Origin of the sequence: Streptomyces iconiensis, assembly GCF_028657195.3 — a bacterium.
GTDB lineage: Bacteria > Actinomycetota > Actinomycetes > Streptomycetales > Streptomycetaceae > Streptomyces > Streptomyces iconiensis.
Genome location: NZ_JANCPR020000001.1, coordinates 150,365 through 171,383, shown reverse-complemented (window position 1 = coordinate 171,383; position 21,019 = coordinate 150,365). Strand labels below are relative to the sequence as shown.

20 protein-coding genes and 1 pseudogene are annotated in these 21,019 nt (G+C 68.7%); 8 read left to right on the top strand and 13 right to left on the bottom strand.

The window, feature by feature from the left end:
• Window positions 1–7: 7 nt before the first annotated feature.
• Window positions 8–1,030, top strand: a complete 1,023-nt coding sequence (locus NMN56_RS00745; protein WP_274039822.1) for an NAD-dependent epimerase/dehydratase family protein — start codon at window positions 8–10, stop codon at window positions 1,028–1,030.
• A gap of 51 nt (window positions 1,031–1,081) precedes the next feature.
• Here NMN56_RS00745 and NMN56_RS00740 read toward each other — a convergent pair whose 3' ends face one another.
• The 3 genes from NMN56_RS00740 to NMN56_RS00730 all read right to left on the bottom strand — a co-directional run bounded on the left by NMN56_RS00740 (window position 1,082) and on the right by NMN56_RS00730 (window position 4,026).
• Window positions 1,082–1,708, bottom strand: coding sequence for an ATP-binding protein (locus tag NMN56_RS00740; protein WP_274039823.1), 627 nt, complete (start codon window positions 1,706–1,708; stop codon window positions 1,082–1,084).
• 76 nt (window positions 1,709–1,784) lie between these two features.
• Window positions 1,785–2,924 (bottom strand): tRNA dihydrouridine synthase DusB, encoded by a 1,140-nt coding sequence (gene dusB, locus NMN56_RS00735; RefSeq protein WP_274039824.1) that lies wholly within the window; start codon window positions 2,922–2,924, stop codon window positions 1,785–1,787.
• Between the two features lie 97 nt (window positions 2,925–3,021).
• Window positions 3,022–4,026, bottom strand: a complete 1,005-nt coding sequence (locus NMN56_RS00730) for a helix-turn-helix transcriptional regulator (protein ID WP_274039825.1) — start codon at window positions 4,024–4,026, stop codon at window positions 3,022–3,024.
• A 102-nt stretch (window positions 4,027–4,128) separates the two neighbouring features.
• Between NMN56_RS00730 and NMN56_RS00725 the strand changes: the two genes are divergently transcribed.
• Complete coding sequence (locus tag NMN56_RS00725; protein WP_274039826.1) at window positions 4,129–5,622, top strand: MFS transporter; 1,494 nt, start codon at window positions 4,129–4,131, stop codon at window positions 5,620–5,622.
• Window positions 5,623–5,800: 178 nt separating this feature from the next.
• On the opposite strand, the gene NMN56_RS00720 is transcribed toward NMN56_RS00725, so the two are convergent.
• The gene (locus NMN56_RS00720) at window positions 5,801–6,229 is read right to left on the bottom strand and encodes a PPOX class F420-dependent oxidoreductase (RefSeq protein ID WP_274039827.1); all 429 of its coding nucleotides are present in this window, start codon (window positions 6,227–6,229) and stop codon (window positions 5,801–5,803) included.
• A 155-nt stretch (window positions 6,230–6,384) separates the two neighbouring features.
• Here NMN56_RS00720 and NMN56_RS00715 point away from each other — a divergent pair, with 155 nt between their 5' ends.
• From NMN56_RS00715 to NMN56_RS00705, 3 genes are all read left to right on the top strand, one after another.
• Entirely contained in the window at window positions 6,385–7,113 is a 729-nt protein-coding gene (locus tag NMN56_RS00715) for a bleomycin resistance protein (RefSeq protein WP_274039828.1), read from the top strand.
• 26 nt (window positions 7,114–7,139) lie between these two features.
• Window positions 7,140–7,751 carry a GNAT family N-acetyltransferase gene (locus NMN56_RS00710; protein ID WP_274039829.1) on the top strand — a complete coding sequence of 204 codons (612 nt, stop codon included), beginning with the start codon at window positions 7,140–7,142 and terminating at the stop codon, window positions 7,749–7,751.
• A gap of 132 nt (window positions 7,752–7,883) precedes the next feature.
• On the top strand, window positions 7,884–8,678 hold the full coding sequence (locus NMN56_RS00705; protein ID WP_274039831.1) for an SDR family oxidoreductase: 795 nt from the start codon (window positions 7,884–7,886) through the stop codon (window positions 8,676–8,678).
• 199 nt (window positions 8,679–8,877) lie between these two features.
• On the opposite strand, the gene NMN56_RS00700 is transcribed toward NMN56_RS00705, so the two are convergent.
• Window positions 8,878–9,693 carry a class I SAM-dependent methyltransferase gene (locus NMN56_RS00700; RefSeq protein ID WP_274039832.1) on the bottom strand — a complete coding sequence of 272 codons (816 nt, stop codon included), beginning with the start codon at window positions 9,691–9,693 and terminating at the stop codon, window positions 8,878–8,880.
• Window positions 9,694–10,125: 432 nt separating this feature from the next.
• On the opposite strand from NMN56_RS00700, the pseudogene NMN56_RS00695 reads away from it, so the two are divergent.
• The 3 genes and pseudogenes from NMN56_RS00695 to NMN56_RS00685 all read left to right on the top strand — a co-directional run.
• Window positions 10,126–10,431 (top strand): annotated as a pseudogene (locus NMN56_RS00695) (SDR family NAD(P)-dependent oxidoreductase); the annotation flags it as partial.
• Window positions 10,428–10,580 carry a hypothetical protein gene (locus NMN56_RS00690; protein ID WP_274039833.1) on the top strand — a complete coding sequence of 51 codons (153 nt, stop codon included), beginning with the start codon at window positions 10,428–10,430 and terminating at the stop codon, window positions 10,578–10,580. The pseudogene NMN56_RS00695 and the gene NMN56_RS00690, both read left to right, overlap by 4 nt.
• A gap of 408 nt (window positions 10,581–10,988) precedes the next feature.
• The gene (locus NMN56_RS00685; RefSeq protein WP_347178564.1) at window positions 10,989–11,234 is read left to right on the top strand and encodes an SDR family oxidoreductase; all 246 of its coding nucleotides are present in this window, start codon (window positions 10,989–10,991) and stop codon (window positions 11,232–11,234) included.
• Between the two features lie 36 nt (window positions 11,235–11,270).
• Here NMN56_RS00685 and NMN56_RS00680 read toward each other — a convergent pair whose 3' ends face one another.
• From NMN56_RS00680 to NMN56_RS00645, 8 genes are all read right to left on the bottom strand, one after another.
• Complete coding sequence (locus NMN56_RS00680) at window positions 11,271–12,494, bottom strand: beta-ketoacyl-[acyl-carrier-protein] synthase family protein (RefSeq protein WP_274039834.1); 1,224 nt, start codon at window positions 12,492–12,494, stop codon at window positions 11,271–11,273.
• Complete coding sequence (locus NMN56_RS00675; protein ID WP_274039835.1) at window positions 12,491–12,742, bottom strand: acyl carrier protein; 252 nt, start codon at window positions 12,740–12,742, stop codon at window positions 12,491–12,493. Before NMN56_RS00675 ends, NMN56_RS00680 begins: the two co-directional genes overlap by 4 nt.
• Window positions 12,743–12,842: 100 nt before the next feature.
• The gene (locus NMN56_RS00670; protein WP_274039836.1) at window positions 12,843–14,372 is read right to left on the bottom strand and encodes an ABC1 kinase family protein; all 1,530 of its coding nucleotides are present in this window, start codon (window positions 14,370–14,372) and stop codon (window positions 12,843–12,845) included.
• Window positions 14,369–14,626: a hypothetical protein gene (locus NMN56_RS00665; RefSeq protein ID WP_280842626.1), complete on the bottom strand. Its 258-nt coding sequence runs from the start codon at window positions 14,624–14,626 to the stop codon at window positions 14,369–14,371. Before NMN56_RS00665 ends, NMN56_RS00670 begins: the two co-directional genes overlap by 4 nt.
• Before the next feature lie 197 nt (window positions 14,627–14,823).
• Window positions 14,824–15,156 (bottom strand): hypothetical protein, encoded by a 333-nt coding sequence (locus tag NMN56_RS00660; RefSeq protein WP_274039838.1) that lies wholly within the window; start codon window positions 15,154–15,156, stop codon window positions 14,824–14,826.
• A 65-nt stretch (window positions 15,157–15,221) separates the two neighbouring features.
• The gene (locus NMN56_RS00655) at window positions 15,222–16,991 is read right to left on the bottom strand and encodes a fatty acyl-AMP ligase (RefSeq protein ID WP_274039839.1); all 1,770 of its coding nucleotides are present in this window, start codon (window positions 16,989–16,991) and stop codon (window positions 15,222–15,224) included.
• Between the two features lie 28 nt (window positions 16,992–17,019).
• Complete coding sequence (locus NMN56_RS00650; RefSeq protein WP_274039840.1) at window positions 17,020–17,316, bottom strand: acyl carrier protein; 297 nt, start codon at window positions 17,314–17,316, stop codon at window positions 17,020–17,022.
• Between the two features lie 119 nt (window positions 17,317–17,435).
• On the bottom strand, window positions 17,436–20,459 hold the full coding sequence (locus tag NMN56_RS00645; protein ID WP_280842627.1) for an aldehyde dehydrogenase family protein: 3,024 nt from the start codon (window positions 20,457–20,459) through the stop codon (window positions 17,436–17,438).
• Window positions 20,460–21,019 lie beyond the last annotated feature (560 nt).

Sequence of the window (21,019 nt, the reverse complement as noted above, 5' to 3'; positions counted from 1 at the left end):
TCGACACATGCGACTACTGGTGCTGGGCGGAACGGAGTTCGTGGGACGTGCCCTCGTGGACGAGGCGCTGGCGCGCGGCTGGGAGGTGACGGTCTTCCACCGCGGCCGGCACCCCGCGCCGCCCGGCGTGACCGTGCTGCACGGCGACCGTACGGCCCCCGACGGACTACTTGCGCTCAACAGTGGCGCGTCAGGGCAGGCCGCCGGCCCCTACTGGGACGCCGTCATCGACACATGGACCGGGGCGCCTGTGGCCGTACGGGACGCGGCGGCTGCGCTGGCCTCGCGCGCTGAGCACTATGTGTACGTCTCCAGCCGCTCGGTGCACAGCCACCCCACGGCGCCGGGCGCCGATGAGAGCGCGCCGCTCGTGGACGGGGACCCGGACGACAAGGAGGACGGCGACTACGCGCGGGCCAAGCGCGGCGGCGAACTGGCCGCGACGGCGGCCTTCGGTGAACGGGCACTGCTGCCGCGCCCAGGACTGGTGATCGGCCCCGGCGAGAACATAGGACGCCTGCCGTGGTGGCTCAACCGCGCGGCACGCGGAGGCCCCATGCTGGCACCCGGCCCCCGCTCGCTGCCGCTCCAGTACATCGACGCGCGTGACCTCGCCACCTGGACACTCGACGCGCTCGAACGGGGCCTAGGAGGCGCCTACAACACCGTCAGCGAGCGCGGCCACACCACCATGGGCGCCCTGCTGGACGCCGTGGTCTCCGCCACCGGCAACCGCGCCGAGCCCCAATGGACGGCCCCGGACACACTCCTGCTGGCAGGCGTCGAGCCCTGGTCGGAGCTGCCCATCTGGGTACCACCCGGCGAACTGCACGACACCCTGCACGGAGCCGATGTCTCCAAGGCCCATGCCGAGGGCCTGCGTTGCCGCCCCGCCGCCGAAACCGTCGCCGCCACCTGGCAGTGGCTGCACGCACTCCACGGCCAGGCCCCCCACCGCCCCGACAGACCCCAGGTCGGCCTGGCACCCGAACGGGAAGCGGAACTCCTCCGCCAACTGCCCACCACCTGACGGGCACACGGCACCCGGCCGCTCCGTTGCTCCTGGGCACTCCGGTGCGCTTCAGTCCGCGCGGTGAGTTTCGACTTCGACCGACAAGCAGGGCCACGCGGCGCCGAGCCGGGCCGTCTCCGCCGCCACCGGTCCGGCTGCCGCGCGCAGGGGTTCGCCGGGGCGGAAGTGGACGACGGTCCCGGTCGTGCCGTCATCGGCGACCGGTATCAGATCGGTCGTGGGAATGCCGTGCTCGTAGCGCTGAACCCACGCTCCTCCCGCGCGGCGGTTGGTGTGGACGAGCCACTCGCTGAGCGCCGCGACCACGGACATCCCCCGGCGCGGACATCCGTCGGGAAGCAGCCGCGCGACGGGACGGCCGAAGAACCGGAGATCCTTCGTCGCCATGACCGGCTTCTTCACGGGCCGGCCCTGGCCGTCGAAGCGGGTGTCCGTGCCCCGCCCGTCGTCCGCGACGGACACGGAGCCGTCGGTGTGGAAGGCGACCGTGCAGTGTCCCCCGCCCCGTGCCTCAGCCTCGTCGGCCGCGTAGGCCATGACCTCCAGCACCAGGTGCCGTACGCCACCGGGAGCGAACTCCGCCGGATCGTTCCGGATGCGCGTGAGGTGGCCGGCGTCCACGGTGCCCGCCCAGTCGTGTGTCGTGTTGCGCCACGCTGCCGTTGCCTCGTCCATCGGAGAAGTGTGCCAACCGCGCGGATGGTGATTGCCGGACGCCTCGGGCTCCGGTACTCGACCGCTCCGTACCGGACTAACCGCCGGAGGTGTCCAGTTCTGCCTCGGCGGTGACGTCGCCGCAGTCCCAGGGGTTGTTCAGCCAGCCGTCGGGGAGGACGACGCGGTTGCGGGAGCTGGTGCGGCCACGGGGGCCGTCGGCGGCGGCGCCGGGCCAGGGCTGTTCCAGGTCGAGGTCGTCCAGGAGGCCGCGCAGTTCTTCGAGTGAGGCGGAGACGGCCAGCCGCTTGCGCATCTCGGAGCCCACGGAGAAGCCCTTGGTATACCACGCGACGTGCTTGCGGAAATCAATCACGCCGCGTGCCTCGTCGCCCAGCCACTCCCCCAGTAGCCGCGCGTGCCGCACCATGACATCGGCGACCTCGCGCAGCGAGGGCCGCGCGTACTCGCCGCCCTCACCGGAGAGCGCGGCGACCAGGTCTCCGAACAGCCAGGGCCGGCCCAGGCAGCCGCGTCCCACGACGACGCCGTCACAGCCGGTCTCGCGCATCATCCTGACCGCTTCGTCGGCCGACCAGATGTCGCCGTTGCCCAGTACGGGGATCTCGGGCACGGACTCCTTGAGGCGCGCGATGGCGTCCCAGTCGGCGGTACCGCCGTAGTGCTGGGCCGCCGTGCGGCCGTGCAGGGCGATCGCGGTGATGCCCTCTTCGACGGCGATACGCCCGGCGTCCAGGTAGGTGAGGTGGTCGTCGTCGATGCCCTTGCGCATCTTCATCGTCACGGGCAGCCCGCCCGCGTTGCCCACCGCCTCGTGCAGCAGGGAGCGCAGGAGCGGGCGCTTGTACGGGAGCGCCGAGCCGCCCCCCTTGCGGGTCACCTTGGGTACGGGGCAGCCGAAGTTGAGGTCGATGTGGTCGGCCAGGTCCTCGTCCGCGATCATGCGGACCGCCTTGCCGACGGTGACCGGGTCCACGCCGTACAGCTGGATGGAGCGCGGCTTCTCGCTCGCGTCGAAGTGCACGAGCTGCATGGTCTTCTCATTGCGCTCGACCAGGGCGCGCGTGGTGATCATTTCGCTGACGAAGAGGCCCTGGCCCCCGGAGAACTCCCTGCACAGGGTGCGGAACGGAGCGTTGGTGATCCCGGCCATCGGTGCCAGCACCACGGGCGGCTGGACGGCGTGCGGTCCGATGTGGAGCGGCGGCTGGGTCATGGCGCGAGGGTCCTCGGGGTCGTGTGCGGGCAGGGGTACCGCCCGCCATTGTCCCCCATCCGCGCGGGGCGCCGTCGGGCCCGTAGGTCCACGGCGCTCATCCGGTGCCGGTTTCGGTTCCGACGCCGGCCGACGGGCCGTCGTCGCGGGTGACGAGTCCGTGGAGTCGTTCCACCCGTTCCTGAGTGCGTTCGTCCGCCGGCACGTACACGCCCAGGCGCGCTCCCTCGGCCGGGCTGAGCCACAGGCCGTGGTACGTGAAGCTGAGCATGCCGACCTCCGGATTGCGGAAGCGCTTGCTCCTGTCGACGGCGCCCATCACCTCGTGGCGCTCCCACAGCTCACGGAACCCCGGCGCGTGCCGCTCCATCTTCCGCAGCAGCGCCTTCCACGCGGGCTCCGCGAGGTGCCCCGCCATCCGGGAGCGGAAGCGGGCCACCATGAGGCGGATCGTCTCCTGCCTGTCGGGCATGGCCGCCGCCCACGCCGGGTCGGTGAACGACAGCCACATGCAGTTGCGCTCGCACGGGCTGATCGCGTCGAGGTCGCCGAGCAGGCGCCCGTAGACGCGGTTGTAGGCGAGGATGTCGTAGCGCGCATTCTGGACACAGGCCGGGAACGGTTCGAGCTGTGTGAGCGTCGCGAGCACCCCGGAAGGCAGCAGCGTCGTGTCACCCGTAGGCATCGGGTCTGCCGTACCGCCCAGTGCGAACAGGTGCGCGCGCTCGCTGGCGTCCAGCATCAGCGCCCGCGCCAGCGCGTCCAGCACCTGCGCCGACACCTGGATGTCGCGGGCCTGCTCCAACCACGTGTACCAGGTCACCCCGACCGCCGAGAGGTGCGCGACCTCCTCGCGCCGCAGCCCCGGAGTACGCCGGCGCCGGCCACGCGGGAGGCCCACCTGCTCGGGGCTGGTCCGCTCGCGGCGGCTACGCAGGAACGCGGCCAGCTCCCCACGCCGGATACGGTCACCGGCCGGGGAAGCGGGTTCCGCCGCAAGAAGCCCGGTCTCCGCGAGAGGGCCGGTCCCCGCGAGTTCGGCGGCCTCCGTGACAGGCCCGGTCTCCATGAGAGGCGTCGAGGGCGTTTCGGCTGTGCTCATGGGTCCAGCTTGCGCCCTGTGGGGAGCCTGTTGCCAGGTAGTCCTGGTACCAGGATGAAGAGCGTCTGGTACCCGTCTGGGAGAGCGTGGACAGTCGGCCCGATGAGCAATCACACCGCGCCCCCTACCGCCGTGGCCCCCCGGCCTCCGGTCTCTGATTCCGCGCCCGCGCCCGGCCCCGCACCGTCTCCCCGACCGTCGCCGCCGTCCCCCGAATCGGCACTCCGCCCGCTCGGCCTTTTCGTGCTGCTGCTCGGTGCCGCGCTCCCGATGATCGACTTCTTCGTCGTCAACGTCGCCTTCCCCGACATCTCCCGCGAACTACGGGCCTCGCCCGCCGCACTGGAGATGGTCGTCGCCAGCTACGCCATCGCCTACGCCGCGCTCCTCGTGCTCGGCGGGCGCCTCGGTGACAGCTACGGGCGCCGCCGTCTCTTCCTGTGGGGAGCCGCCGCCTTCGGGATCACCTCGCTCGCATGCGGGCTCGCGCCGGGCGTGTGGTGGCTGATCCTGGCGCGGCTCGCGCAGGGTGCCGCCTCCGCGCTGATGTTCCCGCAGGTTCTCGCCACCATCCACGCCACGACGACGGGCGAGCGCAGATCGCGTGCCATCGGCCTGTTCGGCTCCGTCGGCGGAATCTCCATGGTGCTCGGGCAGGTGCTCGGTGGCGTCCTGGTCAGCGCCGACGTGGCCGGCACCGGCTGGCGCGCGGTCTTCCTCGTCAACGTCCCCGTCGTCGCGCTCGCCCTCCTCCTGGGCGTCCGGCTCGTTCCCGACAGCCGCTCCCCGGCTCCCGCGCGGGGCGACATCGGCGGGACCGTACTGCTCGCCGCCGCGCTCTCCGCGCTGCTGCTGCCCCTCACCGAAGGGCGCTCGGCGGGGTGGCCCTGGTGGTCCGTGCTGTCACTCGCGGCGGCGCCCCTGCTCGGGTGGGCCTTCTACGCGCTCGAACGTCACCACGAGCGCGCGGGACGCAGCCCGTTGCTGCCGCCTTCACTGCTGCGTGAACGGGGCGTGCGGCAGGGGCTGACGGTCGGGCTGCCGATCTTCCTCGGCTTCAGCTCGTGGATGTTCGTGATGTCCCTCGTCCTCCAGGAAGGGCTGCGCCTCGGCCCCCTGGCCGCCGGGCTCGCGCTCGTTCCCATGGGAGTGGCCCAGTTCGGCGCCTCCCTGCTCGCACCGCGCGTCGCCACGCGCCTCGGCAGCCGCACCCTGGCGCTGAGCGCCGCCGTGCACGCCACGGGCCTGGTCACCCTCGCACTCACCGTGCTCGCAAGCTGGCCCGGCCTCTCCCCCGCGTGGCTCGCGCCCGGCATGGTCCTGTGCGGGCTCGGCCAGGGGCTCCAACTCCCCGTGTTCTTCCGGGTCGTTCTCGGCTCGGTACCGCACGAACGCGCAGGCGCCGGCAGCGGACTGGCCTCGACGGCCCAGCAGTCCTGCCTCGCCCTGGGTGTCGCCACCCTCGGCTCGCTCTTCCTCGCCCTCGTCCCCTCGGTCGGCATGCGCGACGCGCTGCTGACGGCGCTCGCCGTCCAGACGGCGGGGCTCGGCGTACTGGCCGTACTCGCGTTCCGGCTGCCCAAGGTGCTGCGGTGAGCGCAAGGTGAGCGCAAGTAGTGCCGCGATTTCCAGTGCCCGGCGGGAGTGGCCACGTTCCCGCCGGGTGGTGGGCCCGGAACGCCCGTAGTCGTACGCCGCCGGGCCGGGAGCGGCCGAGGTGCCACCCCAGCGCCGTACGCCGCCGCACCGCCGTACGCCGCGGCGCCGCAGCGGGTCAGTCCGCGATGCCGGACAGCGCGATGACCTTGTCGGGCCGGCAGCGTACGAGCATCTCGCCGGGGACGCCGTTACGGGCGCCGAACTGTTCCGCCAGTTCGGCGCCCATGTAGCGGGCCGCGATGCGCGTGGCCCAGTCGCGCAGCTCGGTCAGGTCCTCGCTGACCCGCACCGTGCCCTCCAGGACGACGAAGTCGAACGGTGGGTGCTCGTTGTCGACGCACATCGCGATGTGTCCGTCGCGGATCAGATTGCGGCCCTTGACGGTGTCGGTGCCGGTGTTGAAGACGACGTCGTCGCCGTCCAGCACGAACCACACGGGGGCGATGTGCGGCCGGCCGTCGGCGCGTACCGTCGAGAGTTTTGCCGTGCGGGTGCCCACGGAGAGGAAGCGCTGCCATTCGTCCTTGCTCATCTGTGTCGCCATGAGTCCCATCCTGTGCCGCGCCACGGGGGCGGACCGGGGTTCCGCGCCCGACACACGGCGGCCTCGTCCATCTGCCCCCGGTGCGTGGCGGCCCCGCGCAAGCTCGCTCCCGTTCCACCCCTCCCTTTCTATTCAAATTTGACTAGAGTGGGCGCATGAGCGAGAAAACCGTGCCGATCCTGCCCTGCCCGACCCTTCAGCCCGTTCTCGACTTCTACAGGGCCCTCGCGTTCGAGGTGACCTTCCAGCAAAAGAGCCCCAACCCGTACGCCGTGGTCGAACGCGGCGGCATCCAACTCCACTTCTTCGGGATGAAGCACTACGACCCCAGCGCCTCGTACAGCACCTGTTGCGTCCAGACCGACAACGTGGACGCACTGCACACCGCGTTCCGGGCCGGGCTCAAGGCGGCGTACGGGCGGATACCGACGCGGGGGCTGCCCAGGATCGGCGCGCTGGCCGACACCTCGCACGGAATGCGGCAGTTCCTCATGTCCGACCCGGGAGGCAACTGCCTGCGCATCGCACAGCCCCTCAGCGAGGAGCAGCACCACCGACCGCCACCCCGTGGGACGTTCGCGCGCGCCCTGCACCACGCGGCGCTCTTCGCCGACTCGAAGGACGACGCGACGAGCGCGGCGAAGGTCCTCGACCGCGCGCTGAACCTGACCGACGAGCAGCCCGCACCCGAGGAGCTGCTGCGCCTGCTCGTCCTGCGCGCCGATGTCGCCGGCCGCCTGGGGGACGACGCGACGGCGGCCGGCGCGCTGACCCGGGCCAGCGCCCTCCCCCTGACGGACGGACAACGGGATTCGGCGCGCGACGCCCTCGACCGGCTCGCGGAGCTGCGGGCCGACGGCACCCTGACAGGTAAGGACCACTAGGACTCTCGGTACTATACTGCGGGCGCATGTTCTCGACGACGATCAGACGCGCGGCGCCGCACGAGGCGGACCGTCTCACCGCGCTGATGCACGCCTCCAGCGCCTACCGGGGCCACTACGCCACGATCCTCTCGGGGTACCGGGTCACGTCCGCGTACATAGCCCGCCACCAGGTCTTCGCCGCTGTCGGCGGAGGCGAGGACGCCGGATACGGAGACGGGGGATCCGGCAGTGACGGGGGATTCGGAGACGGGGAGACCGGCACAGGCAGGGAGCCCGGCAGAGACCCGGAGACCGGCAGAGGCGGAGAGCCCGGCAGAGGCGGGGAGTCCGGCAGAGGCGACGGCGGGCCTGGAGAGGGCCGGCTCCAGGGGTTCTACTCCCTCGTGCTGGACCCGCCTGAACTCGACCTGATCTTCGTGGCCGACGAGACGCAGGGCTCCGGCGTCGGGCGGCTGCTGGTGGAGCACATGATCGGCCAGGCCGGTGCGCACGGGCTGGACGAGGTGCGCGTCGTCTCCCATCCCCCGGCCGAGAGGTTCTACCGGCGCCTGGGGGCAGAACGGATCGGCACCGTCCCTCCGTCGCCGCCGAAGATCTCCTGGGAGCGCCCGGAGCTGCGCTTCACCACCGCCTGAGCTCCCTCCGCACGCGGCGCACGCCCGCTGTCACATTCCTGCCGTCCGAGGAGTCATAGAGGTAGCACCCGGAAGCAGCGGGTGCGGCGGGAGGCCGCGAGTGCTCCCGTCCCGGACGAGTTGGGAGCAGCCATGACGTCACCCGTCCTCCTCACCGGCGGCACAGGCACGCTGGGCAGCCTTGTCGCGCCGCTCTTGCGGGACGCGGGCCAGCCGGTGCGGGTGCTCAGCAGGCAGCCCCACTCGTCCGGGAACGGCACCGAGTACGTGACCGGCGACCTGGCCACGGGCGAGGGCCTGGACGCCGCCCTGGACAGTATCGGGACGATCGTGCACTGTGCGGGCAGCGCGAAGGGCGACGAGGGCAAGGCGCGACATCTGGTACACGCAGCCTCAGCGGCCGGTGTCGAGCATCTGGTGCACATCTCCGTCGTAGGAGCTGACCGGATACCGGTGGTCAGCGGCATCGACCGCGCCATGTTCGGCTACTTCGCCGCGCAGCGCGCCGCCGAGGCCGTGGTCGCGGATTCGGGGGTGCCGTGGACGGTCCTGCGCGCCACCCAGTTCCACGACTTCGTTCTGACGGCGGCCCAGCAGCTGACGAAGATGCCGGTCGTCCCTGTCCCGAAGGGGGTGAAATTCCAGCCGGTGGATGCCCGTGAAGTGGCGGCGCAATTGGTGGAGTTGGCGCTCGACAAGCCCGCCGGACGCGTGCCCGACATCGCAGGACCCTATGTGTACGGCATGGACGAGTTGATACGTGACTATCTGCGGGCACGCGGCAAGCGCCGACCGCTCGTGCGGGTAGGAGCGCCCGGCCGGGCGGCACGCGCCTACCGCAAGGGCGCCAACCTCAACCCCGACCGCGCGGTGGGCACCCGCACCTGGGAGGACTTCCTCGCCGAGCGGGTCCGAGGCGACCGGTAGGGACGGGACGGCCGCCGTTCCACGCCGGCGACCAGACGCTCCCGTCCCCGTGTTCGGCGGCTTCCCGCGTCGGACGTGGCCCCGGGGGGCAGGTGTCGGACGCGTCACCTCGGGCATATGCCGGACGCGGTGGCCCGACGTGGCGGACGGGCGTTGCCCCGGCACAGGGCGGGGTAACGCGACCGGCGCCGGGACCCGGCTAGCGCTCGGCCGTACCCGAGGTCCCGTGGGCTGCGCCCGACGTGGCGTGGGTGACGCGGATCTTGGACTGGCCGTGCGGGAGTTCTTCCCAGTCGTCCATGAAGCGGGCGGCGAGTCCGTGCTTCGCCGCCAGCGCGACGAGGGTCTCGGTGCGGTAGTAGAAGTCCTCGCGCAGCACCTGGTGTTCCGCTCCCTCGGTGCGGTCGAAGGTGAAGTCGAACCAGCCGTCCAGTGCCAACACCCGCCCGACGTGGGCCAGACACTCCTCGATCACCGACAGCGGGGAGTGCGAGAAGACGCTGTGGGCGTGTATGACGTCGAAGTGGGCGGTCGGCAGGAAGCGCAGCGTGAGATCACGGACTGGAGTCAGCGTGGGCAGCCTGTCCTGGAGCCCCTGTCGCTCCAGGGTGTCCTGCGCGGCGATGAGAATGTCAGGGGAGATGTCAATGCCGTGGTAATGACCGGGGTCCAGGTACTCAATGAACCGCCACCCCGCACGCAGATTGCCGCATCCGATCTCCAGCATCCGGTGACCGGGGCGCAGTCCGTGGCCGTGGAGATAGTCGAACTGCATAGCGCCCAGGGCCAGCCAGCGTTCACGGCTGAGGCTGCCGACCGCCGCGTCGGGGTCCGCGCGGGTGTCGGACCGCATCACGACGCGGTAATAGCCGACGTGGTCCGGCCAGCGCAAGCGCAGCCAGGTGTCGCGCGCTGACCGCTTCAGATAGCGCGGCACCCGGCGGGGGTGGCGCAGCGCGTAGCCGACGCGGTGTCCCAGGGACGCTCGGTTGACCTCAACGTTTTTGGCAGGCATGACGTTTCCTCACGGGTTTTTCCGGGGCGCGCGCACGCGCCGTCTGCTGTCTCGCGTTCCGCGGAAGCGGGGTTGCGCGAGCGAGTGCTCCCGCCGTTCCGCGGTGCTACCAGAAGCCTCGGTGCCTGCGGGGAGATCGGCGTTCCTCCACGCGGTTACGGTGCGATGCCTCCGCAGGGCCATGCCGAAGTCAACCGATCGGATGATGCGGAGCCCCGGACCGGCGCTTAAGACGGGAAGGAGCCGGCGCCTGAGACAGAAGGGAACGGGGCGTGCGACAGGGGCTGACGGTCAGACTGCCGATCTTCCTCGGCTTCAGCTCATGGATGTTCGTAATGTCCCTCGCCCTCCAGGAAGGACTGCGCCTCGGCCCCCTGACCGCCGGACTCGCACTCGTCCCCATGGGCGTGGCCCAGTTCGGCGCCTCCCTGCACCGTCGCCCTGCCCGAGGGCTCGGCCTACGCGGCGTCCAAGGGGACCCTCGCCCATCTGACCAAGGTCATCGCGCTGGGGGGCGGGCCTCACAGCATCCGCGCCAACGTCGTGGCACCGGGCGTGATCGAGACCGACATGCTCGACGACAGTCGCGCCTGTCTGCGCTCCTTCGCTGACGCGCATCCGCTGGGCCGCGTTGCGCAGCCGGAAGAACTCAACGAGGTCATCGGCTTCCTCGCCTCCGCACGTTCCAGCTTCATGACCGGCGCCGTCGCCGCCGACAGCGGCTTCACCGCCGCGTGAGCGGACATCCCGGCCACACGACCAAGAAAGAAGGCAACACCGCCATGACGGGACAGCGGCTCGACCGCAAGACCGCACTGATCACCGGTGCGACAGGGGCATGGGCGCGGCGACCGCCCGCCTCTTCGCCCGCAAAGGCGTCCGGCTGACCTTCACCGACATCGCCGAGGAACCCCTTCACGCGCTGGCGGAGGAGATCGCCGCGACCGGCGCAGACGTGCTCGCCGCGCCTGGACGTCTCCTCCGCACGGCAGTGGAACGAGGTGATCGGCACCGTACGCGAACGGTTCGGCACCCTGGACGTCCTCGTCAACTTCGCCGACATCGTGGACTGGCCGGGCATCGAGGACACCGACTAAGACGCGCGGAACCGCGTCATCGCCATCGACCAGAAGGGCACCTGGCTCGGAATGAAGCAGCCATGCCCCTGCTGCGCGTCGTCGGCAACGCCTCGGTGATCCACACCTCGTCCGTGCTGGGCCTCGTGGGAAGCGGGTCCGCGGCGTACCAGGCGGCCAAGGGCGCCGTGCGCCTGCTCACCAAGACCACAGCCGTCGCTGTATGCGCTTCAGGGCGTACGGGTCAACTCCCTCCACCCCGGCATCATCGCCTTTCTCGTCCAGGAGGTCCTGGAGGTCCTGGACGAGGAACGCGGCCAGCAGCAGGACATCGCCCGCACCCCGATGCGCCGCGCGGGCAGTGCCGAGGAGGCCGCTCCCCCGATCCCCTTCCTCGCCGGCGACGAGTCCTCCTTCGTCACCGGCACCGAACTGGTCGTCGATGGCAGCCTCACCGCCCACTGACGCCTCCGCCGGGCGGGCCCCTGCCGGTGGACGGCGTCACCCGACGGTGAGGATCAGTACCGCGTTGTGCCCGCCGAATCCGAAGGAATTGCTGACCGCGGCTCTCACTTGGTGGTGCCGTCCGCTGCCGGTGACGATGTCGAGGTCGAAGGCCGGGTCCTGCTGTGTGTGGTTCGCGGTGGGTGGCAGGAGCTGGTGTTCCAGGGTGAGGGCTGTGACGGCCGCCTCGATGGCACCCGCGGCGCCGATCGAGTGCCCCCAGACGCCCTTGTTCGACGTCGTGGGGGGTGGCTGGGGGAAAACGGCCTGCAGGGCCTGGCATTCAGCGGCGTCGTTGAGGGGGGTACTGGTGCCGTGGGCGTTGATGTGGCCGATGTCGTCGGCCGTCAGAGAGGCGTCCGCCAGGGCCATGCGCAGTGCTGCCGCGGCTCCGCGGCCGTCGACAGGAGGCGCGGTGGGGTGGTGTGCGTCGCAGGTGGCGCCGTAGCCGGACAGGATCGCTCTTGTTCGGGCGCCACGGCCGCGGGCGTGGGCAGGACGTTCCAGTACGAGTACGGCGGCGCCTTCCGAGAGGACGAATCCGTCCCGGCCCGTGTCGAAAGGGCGGGAAGCCGCGGCGGGGGAGCCCGAACGGGTGGAGAGCGCTCCCAGCTGGGAGAAGCCGACCGCAGAGATGCGGTTGCGGACGGATTCGGCACCACCGGCGATCGCGATGTCGCAGGCGCCGGCGCGGAGCAGGAGCAAGGCCGTGCCCAGCGCGGTGGCGCCGGAGGCGCAGGCGGTGCTGGTGGCGAAGCTGGGGCCGCGGGCTTTGAGAGCGAGGGAGATTTCACCGGAGGCCATGTTCGGGATACTGCGGGGGATCATGAGGGGGGAGATCTTGCGTACCTGGTCGGAGGCCAGTTTCATGACCTCTGCTTCCAACCGGTCGAAGCTTGCGGTGCCGACGCCCATGACGACGGCCACGCGTTCGCCGTGCCACGCCTCGGAGTTGAGGCCGGCGTCGGCGACGGCCTCATGGGCGGCAATGAGCGCCATCTGGGTGAAGCGGTCCAGGCGCAGCGCCAGGCGGGAGGTCAGCCGCGCGCACGCGTCGAGGTCGGGGACGCGGCAGGAGAAGGCGACCGGGAGGCCGGCCAGTTCGTCGTCCACCTCCGCCGTGGGCTTCCCTGAGAGGATTCCCGCCCAGGATGCCTGGACGCCCACGCCCGATGGGGTGACCATCCCGATACCGGTAATAGCTGCCCCTTCGGCCGTCATGTCCCTGCCTCGGTTGTGCTGTCGGCCTGGTGCGAGGCCAGCAAGGCAGTTGCCTGAGCCAGTGTCGACAAGGCGGTCAGACCGGTCGGTTCATGGCCGGTCTTGTCCTCGTAGATGACAGCCAGCTCCAGAAGAGCGAGTGAGTCCAGACCCAGGTCGTCGAAAGTGGCTTCGGGGTGCAGGCCGTCGGCTGGGAGGCCCAGACCGTCGGTGAGACACCGCGTGAGGACCTCGTTGATGTCGGTCATGAACGTTGCTCCTTGCCGTGGGACGTTGCTCCTTGATGTGGGACAGAAACGAAAGGTGAGTGGACGGCGCCGGCACGGAGTCGGACTGTGGACTGGCCGGTCAATCGCGTCTACGGGAGCGCGAGTTCGTCCACCAGGCGAGAGCGCCGGCTGCCAGGAGGGTGCGCGCCACGTGCCGGGTTCGGGCGTCCTTCCGTATTTCGACGAGGGAGGTTCTCCCCTGGCCTTCGCCCACCTGGATCCTCAGATCTCCCTGCGAAAGCGCTCTGGCGATTCCGCGCAGTTCGCCAGGAACGGATCCAGACGCGGCGATGACCTGCATCAGTTGGGTGGCAATCTGCTCTTCGGACACCGCTTCTTTCGCGTAGGCGAACAGGATGCCGCGCATGTTCTGGGTGAAGATGTCGGTGACGGACAGCTCAGGCGCGAGGTAGCGGGCGGAGCCTTCGATATTGGAGAAGGACTTCGCCAGGACGGAGATCATCGGGTTGGTCTGAATACCGCGTTTGGTGGAGCACTGGAGAACGTTTCCGAGAGAGGCACCGAAATTCAGGGTCTCCAGGGACGAGGCATGGATTTTGGGGACCAGGGATGCCATGTCCTGGCCGAATCCGGACACATCGGCCCACGGCGTGGGCCTCCCCATCTCCAGCCAGCCGCCCGCGACCGCGGACCCGTCATTCCGTGCCAGCCCGAGCAGAATGAGTACGACACTCATGCTGACCCGCCGGTCGATGTGACCGACCATGCCCCAGTCGATCAACGTGGTCGGCCCGCCCGGGCAAACGAAGACGTTTCCCGGATGCGGATCGGCATGGAACCTGCGGTCGGTGAAGTACTCGTGGTACATGAAGGCCAGCAGATTGGTCCCGATGGCCTCTCGCTCCTCCGGTTTGAAGGCGCTGGGATCCGCGTCCCGGATACTCGTCCCCGGTGCCATGCTCTGGATCAGGACGCGAGGAGTCGCGTGAAGGACTTCCGGGACGCTCAGGTTGTCGAAACGAGCCGCCGACCGGCGGGCGAAATCCATGTTGGCCGCTTCGAGGGTGAAGTCGCACTCCGGCCGCATGGCATCGAAGACGACACCCAGCATGGCCTCCACATCAATGGTCATGTTGAAGAGTGGGGCACGTCGGGCACCGAACCGTGCGGCCATCTTGAGCAGGCGCATGTCGTGGCTGATGATCTCGTTGACACCAGGACGCTGGATCTTCACCACGACGCGCTCGCCGGTGGTGAGTACCGCTTCGTATGCCTGGGCCAATGACGCCGCGCCCAGCGGTGCACGCATGTTGAAGTCACGGAAGCGCCCGGCCCAGGCCGACCCCAAATCTCCTTCCAGTACGGCTTCCATCTCGGTGAATGGCTGGACCGTGACCTGGTCGTGCAGACCTTCCAGCTCGGCGGCCAACGTCTGCGGAATCAGGTCTTGTCGCGTGGAGAGGATCTGGCCGACCTTGATGTAGAGCGGCCCGAGCTGTTCCAGGGCCTTACGTATCTCCACTGCCCGCCGCTGGGCGGGGGGTGGATCCGCCTCGCCGCGCGGACGTGCAGGGCGACATGCCGGAAGCTCCTGTGCGGTCGTCTGAGCCAGCACCTTGCACAGCAGCCGGGCGCGCGAGCCGATCACCCCTGCTGCTCCCTGGGCCGTTTCCCGCCCGCGCGGCTGCTGTCGCACGTGGGCGCCGGTACTGCCTCTTCCCCCGTGAGCGCGACGGATACGACATCCAGCAACATCTCCAGGGTGCAGTCCCGTTCACCTGGCAGGTCCGTCACACGGAAGCACCGGCCGGACCGCAGGTCGGCCATCAAGTCCTCCAGACACAACGGCCCTTTGCCCGCCCCGTCGTAGAAGGCCCCATCCCTTCTGATCACTTCGTGCACCGGCAAAACGGTGGTGTGCGGCGAGGGAGTCGGCGCTTCCAACGGATTCTTCCGGTGCTGTTCAGGGTCGCCCGAGCGCCACTGATCGCTGTGAATGTGCACGGAATCCTTCCTGTCTCATACCGCGACGGGACGCGGCCTCAGCGGCCCGATCTTGCGGCGCAGTGGCCGCAGCGACCGCTGCGCCGCCGGGGCTGTTACTTGTCCCCTGCATCCCCTGGTGCTGAGCCGGATTTCTGCTGCTCCAAAGCCCCCACCAGGCGGCTCAGTTCCGCCGTCAGATCCGTGAGCTGTGATTCGAGCTGTTCCCGCTCAGGGGTCCGCCCCTGAGCGGGGAGTTGAGGTGCGGTTCGGCTGGTGTTACGGCCTTCCTGGCGCGAGGCCGTATTGGCGGTGGAGCGGGTGTCGTCCCCGTCACGGTCCCAGCCGTCGAAGTCACCGATGGTGTTGTCCACGAAATCCTTCGTGCCCTCGGTGATGTCACGCAGATAGCGTGACAGGCCGTATCCACGGCGGTGGTTATGTGCCATGTTTACCGTCCTCACGGTCGTTGTGCGATGATGCACCGGAGCGTGGAGTGGTCCATGCTCCGGGCTTATTCCGGTCGACCGGTGCTTGTTCCGGAGCCGGAACATTCAGGGGTGAGCGAGCGGATACTCGGGGGTGCCTCCACCCGGAGAGGCTTGATTTTCCGGCTGAGGAGCAGCTCCCGGATCCGCTGGCGCCGGATTTTGCCGCTGGTGGTCCTCAGTACGCTGTTGCGCGGTACCAGGAAAAGGCTGACCGGGGCGCCGGCTGCGATCTCGGCAGCTCTCCTGATCTGCGAAGCCACTGCTCCACAGGAGAGGCCGTCGAGTTTTTGGTCGTAGATTTCCTGTACGAGCACGATGTGTTCGCGACCGGTGTCCACCCCGAAAGCCGCAGCAGGCCCGGCAGCAGGGTGCGCACCGCGCCCGGCTTCTTCGATGTCCTGGGGATAGAGATTCCTGCCGTTGAAGATAATGAGCTCTTTGAGGCGGCCGGTGATGAAAAGGCTGCCGTCGTCCAGGAATCCGAGGTCACCGGTGCGCAGAAACGGGCCTGTGCCGTCAGCAAGACATGCCTGGAACGTCTCCTCGGTGGCAGCTTCATTTTTCCAGTACCCCTGGGCGACGCTTTCACTGGCCACCCAGATCTCACCGACCTGCCCGTCCTGAAGCACCGCTCGGGATTCGTGGTCCACGATGCGCAGATCGGCGTCCACAGCTGAGCCACTGGAGACAAGCTCGACCCCGCTCCCGGGTCCGCCGCGCACGGGCACCGCGCGATGGCGTTCGAGCATGGTGGGGTCGAAGTGGCCGGTGCGTGGCCCTTGTCCACGACGGTTTCCGGTCACCAGCACGGTTGACTCGGCCATGCCGTAAGCCGGCGCCCACGTCCGGGGGCGGAATCCGATGGGCCCGAACCGTTCGGAGACTTTGCGCAGGGTGGAGGCGCGGACCGGCTCTGCGCCGTTCAGCGCCCATTCCAGACAGGAGATGTCCAGAGAGGCGAGGTCTTCCTCACGGGCTCCCCGCACCAGCCACTCGTAGGCGAAGTTGGGGCCCATCGTGAACCCGGCGCGGTACCGGCTGATCATCTGTAGCCAGATCACCGGTCGCGCGACAAAGGTGATGGGAGAGGAGAAGACCAAGTTCCCGCCCGAGTAGAGCGGCTGAAGAAATTGCCCCACGAGGCCCATGTCGTGGTAGTGGGGCAGCCATCCCGCACCTGTCCCGGTGCGGGGGGAGCCGAGAACAGTGTTGATCTGACGGGAGTTGTGCATCAGGTTGGCATGCTTGATCTCCACTCCCTTCGGTTCACTTGTGGAGCCCGAGGTGTATTGCAGATAGGCAGTGGTCTGCCCATTCACCGCAGGATCGGACCAGTTGCGATGGACCGGCAACCGGGCTCCTTCAGTGCTGGCACACCCCACACGTCCGTCCAAGCCGATCCGTCGCAGCCATTGCCGCAGACAGTCCTCGTTGGAGGCGTCGGTCAGGATCAGACGGATACCCGCATCGCGGATGATTTTCTCAGCCCGTTCCAGGGCACGCGGATCAGTGGCCGGCAGCGGACCTGGAACGGCAACAGACCGTGCGTAGAGGCAACCGAAGAAGGCATTCAAGAACTCCAGACCGGCCGGGTAGAGAAGAAGCACCGGGCTGTCGGTCATCCCCGCTTCCGCCAGCCACGCGCCCAGGCCCCGGGCCCTTTGCTCAAGCCCCGCGTAAGACAGGCGCCCCGTTTCCGTCACAGCGCCCCGGCGGTCTTCAACGAACGCGAACCATCGGCCGTTGCCGTATTTTGCCGATTGTTCTTGCAGGCGTTGCACGAAGCTGTCCATACGTCACTCCCTTCCGGTGGAAGCAGCGTCACCTGTGTGCGGAGCCAGGCGCTCCGTCGCCGGTGAGATGCGCTTCGACTTCGGCAGCCAGCGCGAGCTGGATGAACGTCACCGCATCGGCGACCGTCCGTAGCTCCCAGGCCTCTTCGTCGGTGATGGTGACGCCGAACCTGTCCTCAGCCGTCACGACGATCTGCACCATGCGCAGTGAGTCGATCTCCAGATCAGCGATGAAGGATTGGTCCTCGTCGATTCGTGCGGGCGCCAAGTCGGTGACGTCGCGGAGGATGTCGCTCAAGCCCCGCACGATCTCTTCTCTGGTCACGGATGCGTTCCTCCCTCTCTCCCAGCGGATCCCGACAGGGCAGGACGGTCGTATCGTCCGTGCCGCGCGGCGATGCCCTCGGCCACGACCGATTCAGCGCAGCCGCGCCCGCAGAACTGTCAACTCGGTTGGACCTTGCACGGATCCCACGTCACGGGCAGGGCTTCCAGGCCGCGTTCGAACTGGCCCGGCCTCCAGCGCACCGGGCCCGCAAGCCGCAGATCCGGCAGGCGGCGCAGGAGGGTGCTGATGGCGGTCTCCGCGGTGAGCCGGCCGATCTGGGCGCCGAGGCAGTAGTGGATGCCGTGGCCATAGGCGAGATGGTGATTGGGCGTACGGCTCAGGTTGAGTGCGTCGGGCTGGTCAAAATGGGCCGCGTCGCGGTTGGCGGACCCGAGGGAGACGATCAGTGACTCGTCGGCGGGGACGGTGACCCCGCTGAACTCGACAGGCTCCAGGGTGCCGCGCCAACTCGTGAACGTGAGCGGGCTGTTGAAGCGCAGCAGCTCGTCGGTTCCCGTGGTGAGCAGGGCCGGGTCTGCGCGCAACAGGTCCGCCTGTTCGGGGTGGGTGAGCAGTGTGTGCATGCTGTTGCCGACGCTGTTGATGCTGGGGTCCTGCCCCGCTACGAGCATCAGGAGGAACATGCCTTCGAGTTCGTCCGCGGTAATGAGGCCCTCCTCGTCGCATGCGCGTACCAGCAGGGACAAGAGGTCGTGGCCGGGGCGGCGTCGCTTGTCGGCCAGGACGTCGGCCATCATCGCGTCGGCCTGATAGGTCAGGGCCCGGAAATAGGGCACCGTGGTGTTCCAGTCGACCAGGCGCCAGGTGAGAGCTCGCAGGACCGGGAGGTCGGGGACCGGAGCTCCGAGAACGGAGAACAGAACATGCGCTCCCAGGGGGTAGGCGACCTCGCTCATGAGGTCTCCCCGGCCGCGGGGCGCCATGCGGTCGATCCGCGCGTTGACGATTTCGCTGATCTTCGTTTGCCACTGCCCCTGCCGGCTGGCGGTGAACAGCGGACTCATCAGACGTCGTAGTTCACCGTGGCGCGGATCGTCGGTGTCAAGGAGGTGGGTGAACAGACGTTTGCGCAGCTCATCGGGCCACTCTCCGCCCCACAGGATGCCGGCCGGAGTGCGTTTGCTGTCGCAGCTGATCCGTTTGTCACGGTGGGCTTGGCGCACATCGTCGTAGCGGGTCAGCAGCCAGCCCGCACCGTCCGGGGCGACGATGCGGCTCACCGGCCGGTTCTCGCGCAGCCACCGCAGCGTGGGATGAGGGTCCTGCTGGAACCGTGGGGTGAACGGGGCCGGCAGACCTCCCGGGAGGTCCGGCGGGGGCCACCCGGCGGGATGCGCCCCCGTCGCACGCGCCACCGGCCTGGGCCCGAGAGCGACGCCGCTGAGGCCGACCTCCCGGTCGAAGACCTCGGAGAGGGCCTCGCGCGGTGAGACCGCCTCCGCCACCGACACCGTCTGAAGGTGACTGGTGCGCAGCATCGGATAGTTCGCTTCCCCGAATGCGCCACCACTCAGCCCGGTCCCGCCATGATTCGGCAGATAAGGGGTCGGCGCCAGGTGGGAGTCATTGACGCGCAACTGCCCGAAAGAGCTGATCCCTCCCAGGAATTGCTCGGTCACGTGCGCGTCCCGCGCCCACAGGGAGCAGCGCAGACCGTAGGAACTGGCGTTGGCGAATTCCAGGACCCTGTCGAGAAGCGGCTCGTCCTCGTTCGCGTCGGGCACCACAACGGTGAGCAGGGGAAAGAACGTTTCCTGGCGCACTGAGCGCAGTCGGCTCGCGCGCCTGAGACCGTCCGCCCGCACCACGGCCGGTTCCAGGAAGATGCCGGTGTCCCGCTCTTCACCGTGTACGTCCAGATGCCTTCCTCCGCACAGCACCTGCGCGCCCTGCGCGCGCGCATCGGCGAGCGCCGCGTCATAACCCGGTCCACTGGGCGTGGGGGTCAGTACGACTTCCGGGTCGTCGGGGGGCCCTGGGCGCAGTGCCCGTGCCGATGCCTGGAGCCGGTCGAGCAGATCGTCCGCCACTTCGGGGTGTGCGATCACGACGTTGGGCGCACAGCAGATCTGCCCTGCCGCGTAGAACGACTCGGACAGTGCCTCGATCACCAACGGTAGTTCCGTGTCCTTCCAGACGACGACGATGTCGTTGCCCGCCAATTCCAGTACCGGCTTCTTTCCACGCCTCAGGCAGTCCGACTGCAGCCGCATCCCCCGGGTGCTGTCACCGAAGTAGAAGATGTCATCGACCAGCGGACTGGCCAGCCACGTCTTCATGGTGGCCGCGGGCTCGGCACACAGCACCGACAGAGCCCCGGCAGGTGCTCCTGCCTCCGCCAGAGCGGGAGCGGCCACGCGCTGCACCAGATACATCGCCGTCAGTGGAGCCTGACGCGACAGCCTCATCACGAGGCAGTTGCCCGCGATCGTCGCCTGTAGCGCCGCGGCGACGCTGATCAGCGGCGTGTTCTGAGGTGGCTGCACACACACCACACCATCCGGCCGCCGGCGCAGCATGAGCCGACGCTGCCCGCTCTCCACGTTGGTCTGCATCTGCTCGGCACACCACCGGGTAGTCTCCGGACCGAAGAACGCCAGAACATTGGAGATCTCCGACCTGGCCAGCCGCAGCGGATGTCCCTCTCCCACCAAGAGATCGATCAACTGCCCGGCATGCTCCTTGACGCGCCGACGGAACCTGTCAGCGAAGGTCAGCCGCTGCTCGAACGGAACCATCGCCCACCGAGCAGCAGCCCCGGAAGCAGCAAGAACGGCCTTCTCCATCATCTCCGGCCGGGCCAGGGCACAGCGGCCCAGCACGATCTCCGGATACTCCTCGGGCGACATCTTTCCCTGATCAAGGGACCGCTTATAGGCGGTGGCTCCCAGCGGATCGTCAACGAGCGCCGAAGCCCGGACCGAGTAGGTCCAAGCGTCATCGTCCCGGGCGACTTCACCGTCGATGAAGGACCCGAAGTCGTACAGCCCCGCCTGTAGCGACACCGCGGTCGGCTGAGTGACAGACGCCGCCATAAGATCCTCAGAAACACTCACACCGATCACCTTCGCTTTCAATCCCGGTGCCGCGGCCGATACCCCAAACGAGCCAACAGGCAAGCTGAATCTGCCATCGAGAGACGAACAGCCGCCGACCTTTCGACTGGCAAGCCCCTGAGATGCCGGCGCTCGGCGGCACTCGGGGCTTCCGAAGGAGTAGTCAGAAACCGGCAATTTTGTGCAGCGGAGAACGGAAGGTGCAGTCGCGAATCATCCTTCTACCTGCACTAACTCCCGTGCCTGACTTTCATGCTCGCGAGCCGCTCGGTAGATGGCAAGGCCTCGTCAGGCACTTTCGGGCCACCCGGCGAATAAACCGTTCACGCCCCGGCTCGCGATGTGCAGCGGAAACGAGTGGTATGCACGGGATTACATAACCGGCGTGGACCTGATACCGAGAGCCGGGGGCGCATTCGGCACGAATTTTTCCGGACAGCGCGCTCAACGCACGCGGAGTGTACGCACCCCGGATTCACGGCGCAGACAGGTGTGTTGAGCCTCTTAACAGAAAAGTAGAGAACTCCTCGCGTGGCAGTTCACTCATGCGGCATGATGCCGCACCATGACCTGTCGCGGCGGCTTATTCAGGACGAACTCACCACGTGCCGCTCACGGGCAGG